This window comes from Ktedonobacter sp. SOSP1-52 (genome assembly GCF_016587395.1).
The window spans coordinates 719,848-735,605 of sequence record NZ_BNJH01000006.1; the positions used below are offsets into that span (position 1 = coordinate 719,848).

The 15,758-nt window shown below is 51.9% G+C and carries 15 protein-coding genes; 9 read left to right on the top strand and 6 right to left on the bottom strand.

The window, feature by feature from the left end; all coding sequences use genetic code 11:
* Positions 1-12: 12 nt before the first annotated feature.
* Complete coding sequence (locus JMJ16_RS48320) at positions 13-1,230, bottom strand: ROK family transcriptional regulator (protein WP_201393316.1); 1,218 nt, start codon at positions 1,228-1,230, stop codon at positions 13-15.
* Positions 1,231-1,832: 602 nt separating this feature from the next.
* Between JMJ16_RS48320 and JMJ16_RS48325 the strand changes: the two genes are divergently transcribed.
* The 3 genes from JMJ16_RS48325 (at position 1,833) to JMJ16_RS48335 (ending at position 5,328) form a co-directional block, all read left to right on the top strand.
* Entirely contained in the window at positions 1,833-3,128 is a 1,296-nt protein-coding gene (locus tag JMJ16_RS48325) for an ABC transporter substrate-binding protein (RefSeq protein WP_201393318.1), read from the top strand.
* A gap of 273 nt (positions 3,129-3,401) precedes the next feature.
* Positions 3,402-4,370 (top strand): carbohydrate ABC transporter permease, encoded by a 969-nt coding sequence (locus JMJ16_RS48330; RefSeq protein ID WP_201393320.1) that lies wholly within the window; start codon positions 3,402-3,404, stop codon positions 4,368-4,370.
* Between the two features lie 61 nt (positions 4,371-4,431).
* Positions 4,432-5,328, top strand: a complete 897-nt coding sequence (locus JMJ16_RS48335; protein WP_201393322.1) for a carbohydrate ABC transporter permease — start codon at positions 4,432-4,434, stop codon at positions 5,326-5,328.
* Positions 5,329-5,400: 72 nt separating this feature from the next.
* Here JMJ16_RS48335 and JMJ16_RS48340 read toward each other — a convergent pair whose 3' ends face one another.
* Positions 5,401-6,273 carry a cytochrome c oxidase assembly protein gene (locus tag JMJ16_RS48340; protein WP_201393324.1) on the bottom strand — a complete coding sequence of 291 codons (873 nt, stop codon included), beginning with the start codon at positions 6,271-6,273 and terminating at the stop codon, positions 5,401-5,403.
* Positions 6,274-6,583: 310 nt separating this feature from the next.
* Here JMJ16_RS48340 and JMJ16_RS48345 point away from each other — a divergent pair, with 310 nt between their 5' ends.
* The 4 genes from JMJ16_RS48345 (at position 6,584) to JMJ16_RS48360 (ending at position 9,124) form a co-directional block, all read left to right on the top strand.
* On the top strand, positions 6,584-7,156 hold the full coding sequence (locus JMJ16_RS48345; protein ID WP_201393326.1) for a hypothetical protein: 573 nt from the start codon (positions 6,584-6,586) through the stop codon (positions 7,154-7,156).
* Between the two features lie 150 nt (positions 7,157-7,306).
* A complete protein-coding gene (locus JMJ16_RS48350) occupies positions 7,307-7,954 on the top strand; it encodes a DUF4291 domain-containing protein (RefSeq protein ID WP_201393328.1) in 648 nt (215 codons plus the stop codon).
* A 144-nt stretch (positions 7,955-8,098) separates the two neighbouring features.
* Positions 8,099-8,488 (top strand): response regulator, encoded by a 390-nt coding sequence (locus JMJ16_RS48355; protein ID WP_201393330.1) that lies wholly within the window; start codon positions 8,099-8,101, stop codon positions 8,486-8,488.
* Between the two features lie 183 nt (positions 8,489-8,671).
* Positions 8,672-9,124, top strand: coding sequence for a hypothetical protein (locus JMJ16_RS48360; RefSeq protein WP_201393333.1), 453 nt, complete (start codon positions 8,672-8,674; stop codon positions 9,122-9,124).
* Here the strand turns inward: JMJ16_RS48360 and JMJ16_RS48365 are convergent.
* Positions 9,109-10,731 carry a trehalase family glycosidase gene (locus JMJ16_RS48365; protein WP_201393334.1) on the bottom strand — a complete coding sequence of 541 codons (1,623 nt, stop codon included), beginning with the start codon at positions 10,729-10,731 and terminating at the stop codon, positions 9,109-9,111. The genes JMJ16_RS48360 and JMJ16_RS48365 overlap by 16 nt on opposite strands.
* Positions 10,732-10,956: 225 nt before the next feature.
* Between JMJ16_RS48365 and JMJ16_RS48370 the strand changes: the two genes are divergently transcribed.
* Entirely contained in the window at positions 10,957-11,337 is a 381-nt protein-coding gene (locus JMJ16_RS48370; RefSeq protein ID WP_201393336.1) for a hypothetical protein, read from the top strand.
* A gap of 113 nt (positions 11,338-11,450) precedes the next feature.
* Here the strand turns inward: JMJ16_RS48370 and JMJ16_RS48375 are convergent, their stop codons facing one another.
* From JMJ16_RS48375 to hppD, 3 genes are read right to left on the bottom strand one after another with little or no spacing between them, the layout of a single operon-like run.
* Positions 11,451-12,608, bottom strand: coding sequence for a homogentisate 1,2-dioxygenase (locus JMJ16_RS48375; protein ID WP_201393337.1), 1,158 nt, complete (start codon positions 12,606-12,608; stop codon positions 11,451-11,453).
* Between the two features lie 52 nt (positions 12,609-12,660).
* Complete coding sequence (locus JMJ16_RS48380) at positions 12,661-13,548, bottom strand: fumarylacetoacetate hydrolase family protein (RefSeq protein WP_201393339.1); 888 nt, start codon at positions 13,546-13,548, stop codon at positions 12,661-12,663.
* A gap of 1 nt (position 13,549) precedes the next feature.
* Positions 13,550-14,653 (bottom strand): 4-hydroxyphenylpyruvate dioxygenase, encoded by a 1,104-nt coding sequence (hppD, locus tag JMJ16_RS48385; RefSeq protein WP_201393343.1) that lies wholly within the window; start codon positions 14,651-14,653, stop codon positions 13,550-13,552.
* A gap of 228 nt (positions 14,654-14,881) precedes the next feature.
* Here hppD and JMJ16_RS48390 point away from each other — a divergent pair, with 228 nt between their 5' ends.
* Positions 14,882-15,577, top strand: a complete 696-nt coding sequence (locus JMJ16_RS48390) for an IclR family transcriptional regulator (RefSeq protein WP_201393345.1) — start codon at positions 14,882-14,884, stop codon at positions 15,575-15,577.
* Positions 15,578-15,758: the final 181 nt, after the last annotated feature.

Here is a 15,758-nt window from a genome sequence, read left to right on the forward strand (position 1 = left end):
TATGGATGTGGTTTAAAGGAAAGGCTGAACCTGGATCGTCAAGGCAAAAAAATCTTGCAAGACGAGGCAGCCCGCGCCACGCGCCCAGTTGTCCATGTTTGTATCTGTATCGATGAGCATAGTTAGACCCTGTCCTAGCTGAGAGAAAATATGTTTCTCCAGAGTGGCGTGCATCGTGTCGCGCATGAGTTCGATTCGATGGCCAGCTCCTCCGTCTATCATGATACAGGCGGGATTATAGAGATTGACGAGTGAGGCGATTCCCAGCCCGAGAAATCTGCCGGTGCGATGGAAGGCAAGAATGGCTGCGGCATCACCATTTTGTGCGCGCTTGTAGAGGATATCGATGATACGCTCGTCCACCTGTTCACGCTGGAGAGGTTCGATACTTCCTCCCAGTTCACGGTAGGTTTCGACAATGCCGTAGTCCGCCACATATGCTTCCAGGCAGCCCTGGTTGCCGCATTCACAAAGGCGGCCATTGTTGAAGAGAGGAATATGACCAAATTCGGCCCCGATGCCTTTTGTGCCCCTGTAAATACCGTGATTCAGGACGGTCGCCAGCCCCAGTCCTCGCCCCAGGGAGATAACGAGGAAATCGCTACATGTTTCTCCTCGCCCATAGAGCTTCTCATAGCTTGCCAGGCAGTTCACTGAGTTCTCAACAAATATGGGTATGCCCAGGCGCTCTGATAGAGGTTGGCGGATAGAAATTTGATGCCAATTGAGAATCCAGCTATCGACGTTTATGCCCGTCAGGCGATTCACGGGACCCGAAATTCCACAGCCGAGACCAATAATTTTTTGCCGGGGAACACCACTCTTTGCGATAAATTGCTCTACGCATGAGGCGATCAGGGCGACCGCCTCTTCTCCGTGATCGCGCAGGTGCAGCGGAATAGCCTCAATGGTATGGATCTCTCCCTGTAGATCCAGGAGAGCAGCAATTATATGATGCTCCATAAGGTGAACGCCAATGGCATAGGCTCCCTGGGGAGAGAGTTCTAGCAGGCCTGCTTTTCTACCACCCGTTGAGGCAGCCATACCCGTTTCGATGACTAGCTCGCGCTCAATGAGTTGTGTAATTAAGCTCACCACCGTCCCCTGACTTAAGCCAGAGATTTTTTGCAACTGTGTGCGCGAGATGGGCGCATGCATGCGAATAAGATTAAGCAGCATGTTTTGATTGATCGCACGAATCTTTTTACGTCCGATAGGTTGTAGTTGCATTTCCCTGCACCTCTTTTCCTGCAAAAAACTATTATCATTCATTGACAAAAGTCAGAAGAAAATGCTATTATTAATCTTACAAGTGGGAATTAAGAATTGAGATGCGTCAATAGAAGGTGGTGGTTATACTTCCTGGCCAGAACATTATAGCTTAATTATAGCCGATTTGGAATACAGGCAGCAGTATCAGGATTGCCTGATAGACGTCAGTATGCGACACGGTTTTTCTGCCAGGAATACGAGTATTTTTCGACGGCTTGCATCGAAAATGATAAACTTTAAGTTCTAGCTGTTCAATGTAGCGCAGCGCTACAAAGTTTTGTGAAAAGGTAATACTTTCTCTCCATCTCTCACATAGCATTTCACGTGTGCTATTAATCATATGATTAGTAGAAAGGCATGTGATCTGGATGTTGTTCTTACCGAACAATAATGCACATTTTCTTTCTACCAGATGTGTATAAGCATATGTGCATTTGTTTATTTATGTGAGAGCACGGAATACTTATAAGCTTGTTGGTTATTCCTTCAGTATTTGCAAGGTTGAGGGAATAGCTTTCGGTTACATTGTCGTACTGAAATAGTGACAAGGAGCTTAACCTATGTCTCACATGCGTATCCGCGCGGATCTCTCTCGCCGTCGATTCCTGCAATATTCTGGTTCTATGATGCTGGGCGGCTCTCTGCTGGCGGCCTGCGCCGGTACCGGTGGCAGTGGTAGTAGTGGTGGTAGCAGCGATCTTCCTGCCTTGACGCAGTGGTATCACCAGTATGGAGAGCCTGGCACTCACGATGCCGTCCTCAAATATGCCAAGCAATATGACAAAGCTAAGGTGTCGGTGAGCTGGCTGCCTGGCACGGGCAATGAATATCCGGACAAGGTGCGTTCGGCTTTGCTCGGTTCTAATCCCCCAGACGTATTTGAGAATTCATCTCTCTCCCTTGACCAGGTCAAAGCTGGTCTGCTGGCCCCGCTGGATGATATCATTGCCGATGTGAAGAGCGACTTCAAGCCTGCCTCGCTGGCACCCTTTACTGTCAATGGCAAGGTCTACGGCATCAAGATGATCAATGATCCCACCTTTGTCTACTATCGCAAGAGTATGTTCCAGCAGGCTGGCCTGGACATTCCTAAAACGATAGATGATCTGATTGCCGCGGCCAAAAAGCTGACGACGTCGGATCGCAAGGGTATTTATGTTGGTCCCGATGGAGGCGTAAACGCGCTCTACCTCATTGCTGGTTGGGCCTCTGGTGGCGATTACCTCTCTTCGGATAATAAAATCGCGTTTAATACGGATCGTATGGCCGCAGCCTATCAGAAATTGCATGAGCTGAGTACCTCTGGTGGCATTTTGCCGGATGCGCCTACCTTCTGGTGGGACTCCTCGACCTTCCAGCAAGGCCAGGTAGCGATGCAGTGGTGTGGCCTCTGGGCGATGCCGCTTATCAAGAAGAGCGCGGTTGGCGATGACTTTGGCGTCTTCCCCTTCCCTGCGCTTGACGCTCAGAGCCAGCCCGCGACCATCAATGGTGGCTGGGCGCAGATGGTCAGCGCCAAGAGCAAGAATCTTGACGCGGCTAAGGCCTATGTGAAGTGGCTATGGGTTACCAATAGCACGATCCAGAAGGACTGGAATGTGGGCTATGGTTTCCATGTGCCTCCGCGCATTAGCACCTCCGCCCAGACCGACAAACTGACGCAAGGCCAGGCCGCGGACGCCGTGGACATCCTGAATAAGTATGGACACGCGGTCTCCCCTCTTTGGAACGCTGCTATGGATACAGCCTTGCAGAACGCGGTCAGTCAGATCGTCAAGACTGGCCAGAACGCCAAGGCGACCCTGGATGCCGCGGCTGAGAAGTGCAACAGCGAGTTGCAGAAAGAGCTCAGCTAGTTCTAAGAGCCTGGAAAGCCCTCTCTAACTGGGTAATTCAACTTGTCAATTCCAGGCCCTTATGGAAGCGGGGTCTTCCAAATCTCTTCCGGCTCTTGCCTCGGCTCGCGTAGCGAGTCTTCGGGGTAAGGGGTGTGCGCGGAAAATGGCAAAGTCATTTTCCGCGCACACCCCTTACCCTTGAGCGCCGCAGGCGCGAAGGCTCTCCTGAGAAAGTGGAGCCTCCCCATGCTTCCAAGAATTGGAAAGCTCTGCTTATGGAAGGATGAACTTATGAAGTCTCTTACTACTTCTTCGGCCCCCGAGGCGCAGCTCGCGCGTGAGATGGAACTGAGTGCCCAGAAGCGTATACGGCGACACTCACGCCGGACGACACTGGTCTTTTGGAGCTTTGTTGGCCCTTTGATTCTTGGGCTAGTAATCTTTTTCTATATTCCCATTATCTGGGGCGTTATCCTCAGCTTCGCCGATGCGCGCGCGACCATCACCCCGACCAAGTTTGTGGGCTTACAAAACTATATTACGATGCTCACGGATCCTGACTTTACGCATGCCCTGCTGGTCTTTACCATTTTCGCCTTTTTCATTGTGCCAGCGACCTTTGCCTGCTCGCTTGGCCTAGCGCTCCTGGTCAATAGTATAAAATTTGCCCAGAGCTTCTTCCGCTCAGTCTTCTTTTTGCCCACGGCCTGCTCTTATGTCCTGGCCTCGATTATCTGGAAGATGAGCATCTTTAATGGCTCGACCTACGGCCTGGCGAACGCTATTCGTCATGCCTTTGGCCTCGATATTATTCTCTGGATCTCCAGTCCGAATCCCCCCTGGTACTGGTTGGTGCTGACGACGGTGCGTCTCTGGCTGCAAATCGGCATTTACATGATCATTTTTATTGCCGGGTTGCAGGACATTCCGCGCGAGCTTTACGAGGCGGCATATGTCGATGGTGCGAAGAAAGGCTGGCAGTCCTTCTGGTCCATCACCTTCCCTTTACTACGTAATGCCTCTATCTCCGTGCTCTTGCTCAACGTGATCGCCGCTTTCCAGGCCTTTGATGAGTTTTTCAACATTATGACGGGTGGAAACTCGATTCTGGCGCGTCCTCCGCTGGTCTACCTCTATAATGTGGCTTTGACCGGGCAAAACTACGGTACCGGTAGCGCGGGCGGCATTATCCTCACGCTGATTATCATCATCTTTAGCCTGGTCCAGGGACGTTTACTGGGCTTTGGCACACGTGATTAAGTGCGCAACTGAAATTTCTCATCAGCAGTAGTAATCCTAGCAGAGAATAAAGGAAAAGGGTATGGCAGCATCCACCTCAGAGACCGTACAATCTCCATCCGTTGGCGCACGCCAGAGAACGAGTGTTTCTCCTGGTAAAGTCATCTGGACCATCATACGCTATGCGGCGCTTGTGATCCTGGCGCTCATCTTCCTGTTGCCGTTCTATCTGATTGTAAGAAATGGCCTGGCGACGGATCTTGAAATTACCTCGCCCCACTGGACTTTCTTTCCCTCCGCCCTTCATTTCGAGAATATTCAAGAGTTGTTCAGTGATCCCGATGTGCCTTTCATCAGCGGGCTGGAAAACTCGGCCTCGATTGCTATCTTGCAGACGGCGGGGCAGATTCTGATTTCCGCCCTGGCTGGCTATGGCCTGGCGCGTATCCCCTATCGCTGGTCAAACGCGATTCTCTACGCTGTCCTGCTCACGCTGATGATTCCTTTCGCGGTCATCTTCGTTGAAGTATACGTTGTCGTATCGTATCTCAACTGGGTCAGCACCTTGCAGGGCCTGGTGGTGCCCGGCGTCTTTAGCGGCTTTACGGCCTTCCTGTTTCGCCAGTTCTTCCTGAGTTTTCCGCATGAATTGGAGGAGGCGGGTCGTGTGGATGGTCTGGGGTATTGGGGCGTCTTCTGGCGTATTGTGGTGCCTAACTCCTATGGCATCATTGCGGCCTTAAGCGTGATTACCTTTATTGCCAGCTGGAACTCCTTCCTCTGGCCCCTGGTGATTGGTCAGGACCCTACAGCCTATACCGTGCAGGTCGTGCTCTCGAACTTCCTGAATGCGCAGGTACTCAATCTGCATGAGTTGTTTATCGGTGCGGCCATTGCGATTCTGCCCCTGGTGATCGTCTTCTTCGTGCTCCAGCGTTACATCGTTGAGGGTTACAGACAAAGCGGCCTGAAGGGGTAGATTATAATCACAACTGTAAAGAGGCCGGGTGCCTGGGCACCCGGCCTCTTTACAGTTGTGATTAAGTGGTATCTATTCCTCTTCGTCTTCCATGCCTTGTTCCAGGGCTAAGGCGAGCGCCGCGTCGGTCTCTTTCTGCCTGGCCTCTAGTTGGAGCATCCAGCGCAGGAAGAGGATACTGGCCATCACGATCATGAAGATAGCGCCAGGAATCCACATGATAGAGCCGCCCAGTTGCTGGTCTGTGACGGGCGAGAGTCCGATTAGATTATGCTTGTAGATGTCGTAAAGGGGCTGCATAAAGGTCAGGCCAGCGCCAATGACCACCATGGGCATATCACTGAGCAGGATGTAGAGCATCTTCTCCAGCAGATTGAGCTCATAGGCACGCTCGACTCTGGCGCCAAAGAGCGGCCACCAGAAGATAATGCCGGTAACCAGGTAGCAGACCTGGGCCAGTGCGTGCAGGTTATGGTTGGACATCATGGCATTGAGAATGGGTGGTGCATGCCAGAGCCAGATATTGGCGTTGAAGAGCACAGGCGCGATAAACGGGAATGTAAGCCATTTCCAGGTCATCTGCGCAAACTTGCCTTTTAAGATCACCTGTGCCAGCCACTCGGGGATACCGACCACGAGGAGAGGCGAGACGATGAGCGATACTAGCAGGTGTTGCGTCATATGACCCGTGAAGGAGACCATCGCAAAGGTATCGAGAGGCGAAATTAGTGCCACGAAGAGCACAAAGACACCCAGGAAAAAAGCAATGGTCTGACCGCGCTTGAGTTGCGCCTGGGGATGGACCATTGTCCGATAGGGACCGATGGCGTACAGGTAGAGACCGATAATGACCAGGAGGAAGACCAGGAAGATGGGGTCCCATGTCCATTGAATGTACCAGGGCTTAGAGAAATCCAGGCCCATTTCCCGCATGTGTTCAAGCATCTTGTCTATGTCCTCTATAGTTGCAACGGAGCTGGGGAGCTGACCGACACTACTGGCGTACGTGTCTACATACAATGGCTCACACCGTGCTACACACGGCTCTAGCCTTCTCCCTTTGTCGCTGAAAATTTCTGCTTATATCATAGAGCACTTCTGTCAACTTGACCACCCCTGACCATATTATCACTCCCCTTTCAGGTGTAATTCAGGAAGCTGATGTATTCATTCAATGTGAAGTGATTCGCTTCTATATGTCGACAGTCCCTGCATTCAAGGCTTAAAGGCCCGTATTTTTTGGAGGATACATTTTATGAGCTTACGAAGACATACTCTTCTTTATAGTATGGTGTTTGTGTTGCTACTCTTCCTGGCGGGATGTAGTGGTACAGCCAACGGCGATAACGGTTCTAACGCGTATACTACTACTCCTCAATCGAACGCTGTGACTCCCACGCCTACGACTGGAGGGGATGGGTATGGCTATGGCAATGGTAATGGAGGGAATAGTGGTGGAACAAGCGGTGTCGTGATCAAGACGGCCTCAGCCACGATTGAGAGCAAGGCCGCAACCATCCTGACAGACGCGAAGGGCATGACGCTCTACTATTTCACGCCTGACACAGCATCGAAGGTTGCTTGCACGGATGGCTGCGCGCAGAGCTGGCCACCACTCCTCTATTCAGGTTCTGACACGCCTCAAGCCAGTAGCAAGCTAGCGGGTCAGCTGGCGACACTGAATGCCAATGGCGGTAAGCAAGTCGTCTATAATGGCCACCCTTTGTATACATATAGCGGCGATTCGGCTGCGGGACAGACCAATGGTCAGGGGATTGGCGGCAAGTGGTTTGTCGCGACCGTTGACCTGGGGCAAAACAAAGCATAAAAATTCTCTTACCATGTTTGACTTTCCGCCAGCTGTGTCACGAGAGGTTCCTCTCGTGACATTTTTTGTGCATGTGGATGCGCTTTTTCTCATAGTGTATTAAAATATTGAACATATTTGATGCGAATATATACTTATGGAGAGCAATTTATGAGTGAAACCCATCTCCTCACCGAGCGTTACGAAGATCAGCTTAAAGTATGGCCTCGGCGGGGCAAGCACATTCTTGCGCAGTATGACGAGACATCAGTTGTAGTGTACCAGGCATACAGGCCAGCCATCGGGCGTTTTGCCGCCAGGCGCGGCTATTTTGGCGGAGGCTTCTCGCTGGAGCGCATGAGCTGGGTGAAGCCCAATTTTTTGTGGATGATGTACCGAAGTGGTTGGGCGCAGAAAGAGCACCAGGAGGTTGTGCTGGCAGTATGCCTTAAGCGCGCCGCCTTTGACGAAATATTGGCGCAGGCTGTGCATTCGACCTATAAGGAAGCGTTGTATGGAAATCATGAGGCCTGGAAGCAGGCCCTGGAGACCTCTCATGTGCGCTTGCAATGGGACCCTGATCATGATCCCAGGGGCGCGAAGCTCGAACGTCGGGCCATTCAATTGGGTTTACGTGGACCCGTTCTGGCTCAGTATGCACGCGAATGGGTTCTTGATATCGAGGATATCTCGCAATTTGTGCGTGAGCAACATCGCTATGTCGAGTCAGGAACCCTTGATCAGTTGATTATGCCCGCTGAACGGGTCTATCCAACCGCAGATTCCCATGTAGCTGCGAGACTGGGAATGACAATGTAATAGATAATAATTTATTGCATAAGAAGCTTTAAATTGAAAAAGGTTAATAGGGAGGACTTCTGGTGTAGGTTTGAGACGATTTACGGAGAAGGCGCGTGAGATTAGCATAACCTGATTTATCCAACATCAGAAGAGGACTAGCCCATGTTTAACTATGCAGAACAGCCCGGTAAAACCGCAAAAAATATTCTGGTTGTGGAAGATGATACAGAAATTGGCCTGTTTTTGACCGAGGCCATTAAGCAGGAGACGCCACATACTGCAACACTCGCGACCACCGGAAAAGATGCCTTAAATCACATTAAGCGCACGCAGCTAGATCTGTTTGTCTGCGATTATCGTCTCCCTGATATGGACGGCTATACACTTTACCAGGTCATTCGCTCTATGGAGAGCTACGATGATACACCTGTCATCCTGATCAGCGCCATGCCGGATCTCATGGCTATCTCTGTACAGCACAAAAAGCTTCTGCGCATGAAGAAACCAATCGAGCTCGATGAGTTTCTTTATCTCTTGCAAGAGCTGCTTTAAGGGTAGGGTGCCTATGGTGCCTACGAGATAGGGTGCATAAAGATGGGAATACGAGCAAACTGCTCGTATTCCCATCTTTATGCACCCTATTTTCCCTGTCAGCTATTGTCTTGCTGCATATCTAATGTTAAGCTTGTATTATTATAAAAATTTATATCTAGAAAGGTTAAAAAGGCGTAGGATATGTTGAGCAAAAGAAGATATGCTTTTGTTAGCTTGTCGGCATATGCTTTTTTCTGTGTATTGCTACTCTGTAGTGTCAATTCATGTGCATCTCCTGGAAGTCTCGTTCCCACGACGCTTGATGTGACACGTTCATCTCCCCTTCGTTCTCTATCTGAGTTGCGTATTACGGTGACTGATGCAAAAGCTGTGCAGCAACTCTATCAAGCAGCATATAAGTTGCCAAGCCCAGATCTGGGCAAACAGCAATGCCTCAATAATACTGGCATTGTTTATCATTTGAAGTTCATACAGGATACCCAAAACAGCGAAGAGATGGATCTACAGGCATCAGGATGCTTGACTCTGACAACAGCACAAGGCGATCGTCAGGAAGACGACCAATTTCTAGATCTAGCGGCCAAGGTTATACATGTTGATCCTCTTGTTCCTTCATATCAAGGAACCAAATAAGGATTAGCTCCCTTTAAGCTCCTTTGAATCCGGAATCCAGCGCCATTTTCCTGCGGCGAAGGTCTGCGTGAATGTCTTCCCCCGGGGAGCGAGAGGTTGAGTGTGAAGGGTTGTAGCGCCTGAACGGTCAGGTGGGGCGTATCGCTGGCGTTTTGGCGCTGTTCTGCCACGAGTGATACCACATTCTGACCAAAGCGTAGGTTGGTGATACCATTGCGCTCGGTCAGGTTCAGTCGCCAGTTGAGGGTATGGGTAGGGGCATCGACGCGCAGGCCGATGACGTCTTCAAGCAGTTCGCTGATCGCGAAGTTGCCGGACCAGCCGACAAAGTTGGGGCGAGCAGGAATCCCCTGTGATGCCGAGTCGGGCGCGTAGTTCTCCCAGAGGGTACCAGTGTGCTGGTAGACCCGGTAAACGTTGTCTATGTCTTGTAGTGCAGCCTGGTAGGCAGCATCTTCCTCACCATAGAGCTTTAGCCCCCGCTCGACCATATAGTTTGTTGGCGCCCATACTCCTCCATTCCAGTAGTTTCCTGTCGCCGCGTTATAGTGAGGATCGGTCGCGGCCAGCGAGGCAAAGGGGTGCTCACGGTAGAACTCGTTTGGGTTAAGCAGATGCTCTTTAATGAGCCGGGAGACCTGGTTGGTGTCGGCGAGTTGCGCCAGCAGAGGCCAGAATGAGCCAATGGTCTTCACCGGGCGTTGTTGGCCATCCTTGATGGGATAGTACATGCCATCCTGCTTGCTCCACATGCGCTGATTGATGAGATTCTTTAAGTGGGCGTACTCCTGCTGAAACTGGCTGGCAAGCTGGGTGTTGCCAACCGCCTGGGCGATACGCGAGATAGAGAGGGCGTTGAGGGTCTGCTGCGCGGACATATCGATCCAGTCCAGGCCAGGCTCAAAGCAGGTGTCGCAGACGGTATGCTCAGGAGAATTATCCATGCCGCTGCCCACGCCTGTGTTCCAGTAGAGGCCGTCGCTATTGGTGCGATGCGTCTTGACCCAGGTATAGAACTTTATCAGCCTGGGCAGGACAGTCTTGAGGCGGCTGCTGTCTCCGCTGAGCTGGTAGTATTCCCACTCGCCCCAGGAGAGAATGGGTGGATTGATTGAGTTGGGATCGTTTTTCCCCTGATAGGGCAGCCCGCTAGTACCCTTAAACTGGCGGGCGATAAAGCCATCGGCATCCTGTTTGCGGTAGAAGTTATCGAAGGAGGCGGTGACGGGAAAGAGGTCGCGTCCATAGCGTGCGAACATACTCATGAAGACGGTGTCCCACAGGAAAATGTCGCCATTGAAGGCCGGGTCCATATAGTAGCTCACAAAGCCATTTTCGGGCGTTCCCGCCAGGATATGCTTGGTAAGGATTTGCCAGGCACCCCAGTACATAGTGATCCACTGAGGGTGCTTATCCAGTATGGGCTGAGGGAGCGCCGCCTGGAGTTGTTCCAGCGTATAGTGATAGGGATTGCCACCATCGGCGAGGTGGGTTGAGCGTGAGAAGGCTGGGGAGAGTGGAAGTAGATAAAGCAAGAGCATAAGCAGACAGAGGCGTGCCAGGAATGGATGTCGCGTATCCTTTTTCTTAAACCAGTCGCCTCGCATGTCTTGCCCCTTTTAGTAATTCTTCAGACATATACACATTCATAAGATAAAGTGCATTGAAACAGGAAGACGTAAATACAGAGGTTTTATATATGTGGGCATTCCCATAATAGTACTACCTGTTTTGACGAAAAGATTAAAAAAGCGTATAAATTGTAGGGATATATGTGATGTTCTGTGGAGGTTGGGGAGGAAGTTGCCCCTAGTCGAAGGTATGAGGTCTCAATGAGGCTGGCTCACTATAAACGTCCCTCGGGTATTACCACCATGGCTGTATTCGAGCTTGGTGGTGCACTGAGTTGCCTTGGCTTACTCGTTTTTACTGCTGTTGGTTCACGTGATTTTATCGCTTTGATCATGGGGGCGCTGCTTGGGTTTGTGGTCGTATATGGTCTCTGGACTCTGCAATTCTGGGCCTTCTGGTTTACTGCTGGATATGAGACCGTGGAGATTGTATATGAACTCTTCCTGGTAACGCAGCCTGAATATAAAGGGTTACACTTGCTTGGTCCTCTCTTTGGCATTTTGATGAGTGCGATTACGCTAGGCTATATCTTTCTGGATCGCTCGGTGAAGCCAGTCTTTCAACGCAAGGCAATTGTATAGTCAATGTATCGTTGGCGTGACTTCTCCCATCTGCGGCGCTCGCCTGGATAAGATGAGGTGAGGCGCAGCGGCAGCCTGTGGCTGCCGCTGCGCCTCACCTCATCTTATCCTTGTTACTGCCAGCTATAGGGATAGCTGCTGTCATCGATAGTATGGGCGGAAGAGGTGTATTTGAGAGGGTTGAAGGTATCAACCATTACTGCCAACTCGTCGGTGCGTTCGACGCCCAGGCTCTTCTCGACGGCTCCCGGATGTGGTCCGTGTGGGATGCCACGTGGGTGCAGTGAGATTGAAGAGCGTTCGATGCCACGCCGGCTGCCAAAGTTGCCGTTCACATAGTAGAGCATCTCGTCGCTATCGATGTTGCTATGGTTGTAGGGCACGGGAATGGAGAGCGGGTGGTAATCGAGCTTGCGTGGCACAAACGAGCAGACCACGAAGTTTGGCCCCTGGAAGGTCTGATGCACTGGCGGAGGCTGATGGACTCGCCCAGTAATCGGCTCGAAGTCGTCAATGTTGAAAATCCAGGGATACTCGTAGCCATCCCAGCCCACAACATTCAAGGGATGGAAATCGTACCAATAGCTGGAGATGAGATCTCCAACTTTGACGCGCACTTCAAACTCGCCCTGCTCCGTGTGTGTTACCAGCTCCTCGGGTCTGCGAATATCGCGCTCGCAGTAGGGCGAGTGCTCAAGCAACTGACCATTAGGGCTGAGATAGCGACGTGGTGGCTGAATACTTCCGTACGCTTCAACAATGAGGAAGCGACTCTGTGGGCTGTTCTCGCCTATGTTAAAGCGATAGGTCGTGCCGCGTGGGATAATGATGTAGTCGCCCTCATGGTAGGGGAGCAGGCCAAAGGTTGTTTCCAGGACGCCGCGCCCCTCGTGGACAAAGTACATGGTGTCCGCGCCACCATCGCGATAAAAGTAGTTCATCTGCTCGTTTGGTAGCGCAATACCAATGGTGAGGTCCTGGTTATACATCAGAATCTGATTGCCCAGTACAGCGTCGCCGCCTGGCTGTAACTGGGCGGTCTTCAGGTGATGATGGCGCTGGACATCGACCTTCCACTCCTCCAGGTGACGCTCGCTGAAGTGCTCGATCTTCTTTACTCGCGTGGGTGGATAGTAGTGGTAGATGTTCGAGTAGTTATTGGAGAAGCCCTCGATTCCAAACAGCTCTTCTGAGTACAGCGTTCCATCTGGCTTACGAAATTGCGTATGCCGTTTGGGCGGAATCTTGCCCAGGCGATGATAAGGTGGCATTATTGTCCTCCTGGCAGGTGTGACCATTCACATCTGCCACGTTGCAAACGCGCTAGACAATGGTGTTGCGTAGAATCCCGATACCCTCAATTTCAAGTTCGATTGTCTCTCCAGGCTGAAACCAGGGATGCACTGAGGTACCAATCTCTAGTAAGCAACCTGTGCCAACAGTGCCAGAGCCGATGACGTCGCCTGGGCGTAGACGAGCGTTGCGCGAGGCATAGGCGATCATCTGTGGGAAGCTATAGTAGATCTGCTGAAAGTTGCCGCGCGAGATCTCCTGTCCGTTGACGCGTGCCAGCATAGTCATATCGTAACGTTCGCTCTCCCCACTGCCGGAGCGGCGCTCTGCCAGTTCATCGGGCGTCACGAGCCAGGGACCAAGCGAGGTCGCGAAATCCTTGCCCTTGCCGGGCCCCAGGTTGAGCTTCATATCCAGGCGCTGGAAATCACGCGCGCTCCAGTCGTTCATGATTGTGTAGCCAGCGATATAACTCTCGGCCTCTTCCACGGAAATGTTCTTGCCTTCGCGCCCAATCACACAGGCAATCTCCAGCTCGATGTCCAGCTCCTGGCTTCCAGTCGGATAGGGAACCAGCTCGTCGGGACCATAGATCTCGCTGGTATTGGAGAAGTAGAAGGTTGGCACCTGATACCACTCGGGGATCATCTCCAGCCCGCGTGTGGCACGACCCGCCTTGACATGCTGCTCGAAAGCGTAGAAATCGCGCAGGGTGGGTGGCTCAGGAATTGGGGCCATGAGTTTCACCGCATCGATCGGCAGGTCGTGCGTGGAGGTTGCCAGCGCTTCTCGCGCCCTCGTCATCCCGTGCGGATTCTGCAATAACTCCAGCAGGGAGGGATAGGGCAGGGGAATGACACGCTCGTCGCGTATCACCCCTGCCTGTATTTGCTTGTCGCGAAAGGTCACAAGCTTCATATCACAGATTGCCTCGCAGCTCCTGCTCACGCTCAAGGGCTTCGAAGAGCGCCTTGAAGTTGCCCTCGCCAAAGCCGCGTGCGCCCTTACGCTGGATGATCTCAAAGAAGACGGTTGGACGTGTCACGACGGGCTTAGAGAAGATCTGGAGCAGGTAGCCCTCCTCATCGTGATCGATCAGAATGCCAAGTTCTGCCAGTTGTTGGAGATCCTCATCGATATGACCTACACGATCCAGCACATCTTCATAATAGCTCTGCGGTGTGCGCAAGAACTCAACGCCGCGCTCCGTCAGGTTGCGTACGGTTGAGACGATATCGTCGGTGATCAGAGCCAGGTGCTGTACGCCAGGTGAGCGGTAGAAGTCCAGGTACTCCTCGATCTGGGATTTCTTGCGACCCTGAGCAGGCTCATTGATGGGCAGCTTGATGCGTCCGCTACCATTCTGCATAACCTTTGACATCAGGGCGGAGTACTCGGTACTGATCTGGCGATCATCAAAGTGGATCATCTGCGTGAAGCCCATGATTCGCTCATAGAAAGAGACCCACTCATTCATCTTGCCCAATTCAACGTTGCCTACAACATGATCGATTCCAGCCAGGCCCGCGGGACGTGCGCGGCGTGGTTGTTTGCTCTCCAGAGGCTTGAAGCCGGGCAGGAAGACACCTTTATAATCCTGGCGCTCGACAAAGGTATGAATGGTATCGCCATAGGTTTTGATTGCAGCTAGCTTGACCGAACCATAGCTGTCGCGACGCTCGGCAGGTTCTAGAACACCCTGGGCGCCCCGGCTGGTAGCTTCGCGATAGGCCTGCTCGGCGTTCTCAACGCGGAAAGCCACATCCTTCACGCCATCGCCATGTAGATGTACATGCTCGGCAATCTCGCCTTCAGGACTCAGGGGCGCGGTAATCACCAGGCGAATATTGCCTTGCTCCAGGACATAGCTTGAGTGGTCTCGAACGCCGGTCTCCAGGCCGGCATAGGCCACAGGCACAAAGCCCCAGGCCTGGCTAAAATAATACGAGGTGTGTCGGGCATCGCCGACATACATTTCAATGTAGTCAAAGTTCTGAATGGGCATGAAATCTTGCTCGACCATGAGCGTGGCTCCTTCCCTTTTAGGGCTACAACATTGTATACTACTATAGAACGTTCGATAATCGAACTCTCTTTCCGATAATAGATCCTCTATTAGGTGTACCCCATACAACGTAAAATGTCAAGATTTTGCAGGTATGTGTTATTAGCATAGAATATTGGTAAATATCAATATTCTATGCTAATAACACATACCTGTGAGCGCTGCAGGCACGAAAGGTGAGGAGATATGTTAGAACCACAAGCATCAGCAGCACGTGGAGAGACGGTCCAGACCCTGGATCGGGGATTACGAGTGCTTGAATTACTGGCGAAGGAGCCAGAAGGGCTCCTCTCCCAGGAGGTGGCGGGCAGGCTTGCCCTGCATCGCACAGTAGCATATCGCTTGCTTAACACGCTCTTAGAGCATCGCCTGGTTCAGCGGATGGACGACGGACGTTATCGCCTGGGAACGGGCTTGATCTACCTGGCGCGTAGCGTACAGCCACAGTTACAGAGCGCCGCCGTACCTGAACTCACCCGCCTCGCCGAAGAGTTGGGAGCAACCGCCCACCTCACCGTCGCTGACGGAAGTGAAGCCGTGGTGCTTACAACTATAGAACCCAGTCGAACCCATATGCATGTCGTATATCGCACAGGCTTTCGCCATCCCCTTGACCAGGCGGCCTCAGGCATCGCCATCCTTGCCGGGCGAGAGGCGCAAAGTGGGGAGCGTTCGCAAGTGACGCGGGCGCGCCAAAAAGGCTACGCGGTCAGTCGCAGCGAGATCCAGCAGGGAGCGAGCGGGATCGCGGCCCCTATTCACGTCGCGGGCCGCCCTGCTGAAGCGAGCATTGGCATCATTGTCCTGGGAGACATTGATGAGGATATCGTTTTTCCACACGTTATCACAGCAGCCCGTGCTATCTCACTACAATTACATTAAAGTTGATCCTAAGCAGCTAACTCTATTACTATTCTTGCAAGAAGAGTATCGTGCTCTAAAACTTATATCAATGGGATTAATATGATATATTTGCTTTAAAGCACGATGCTCAGGAAGAATTCATATGGTCAAGAGGGAAGCAGTTATGCATTATCAGGCAGTGGCTCCAGTGGTGAGCAAC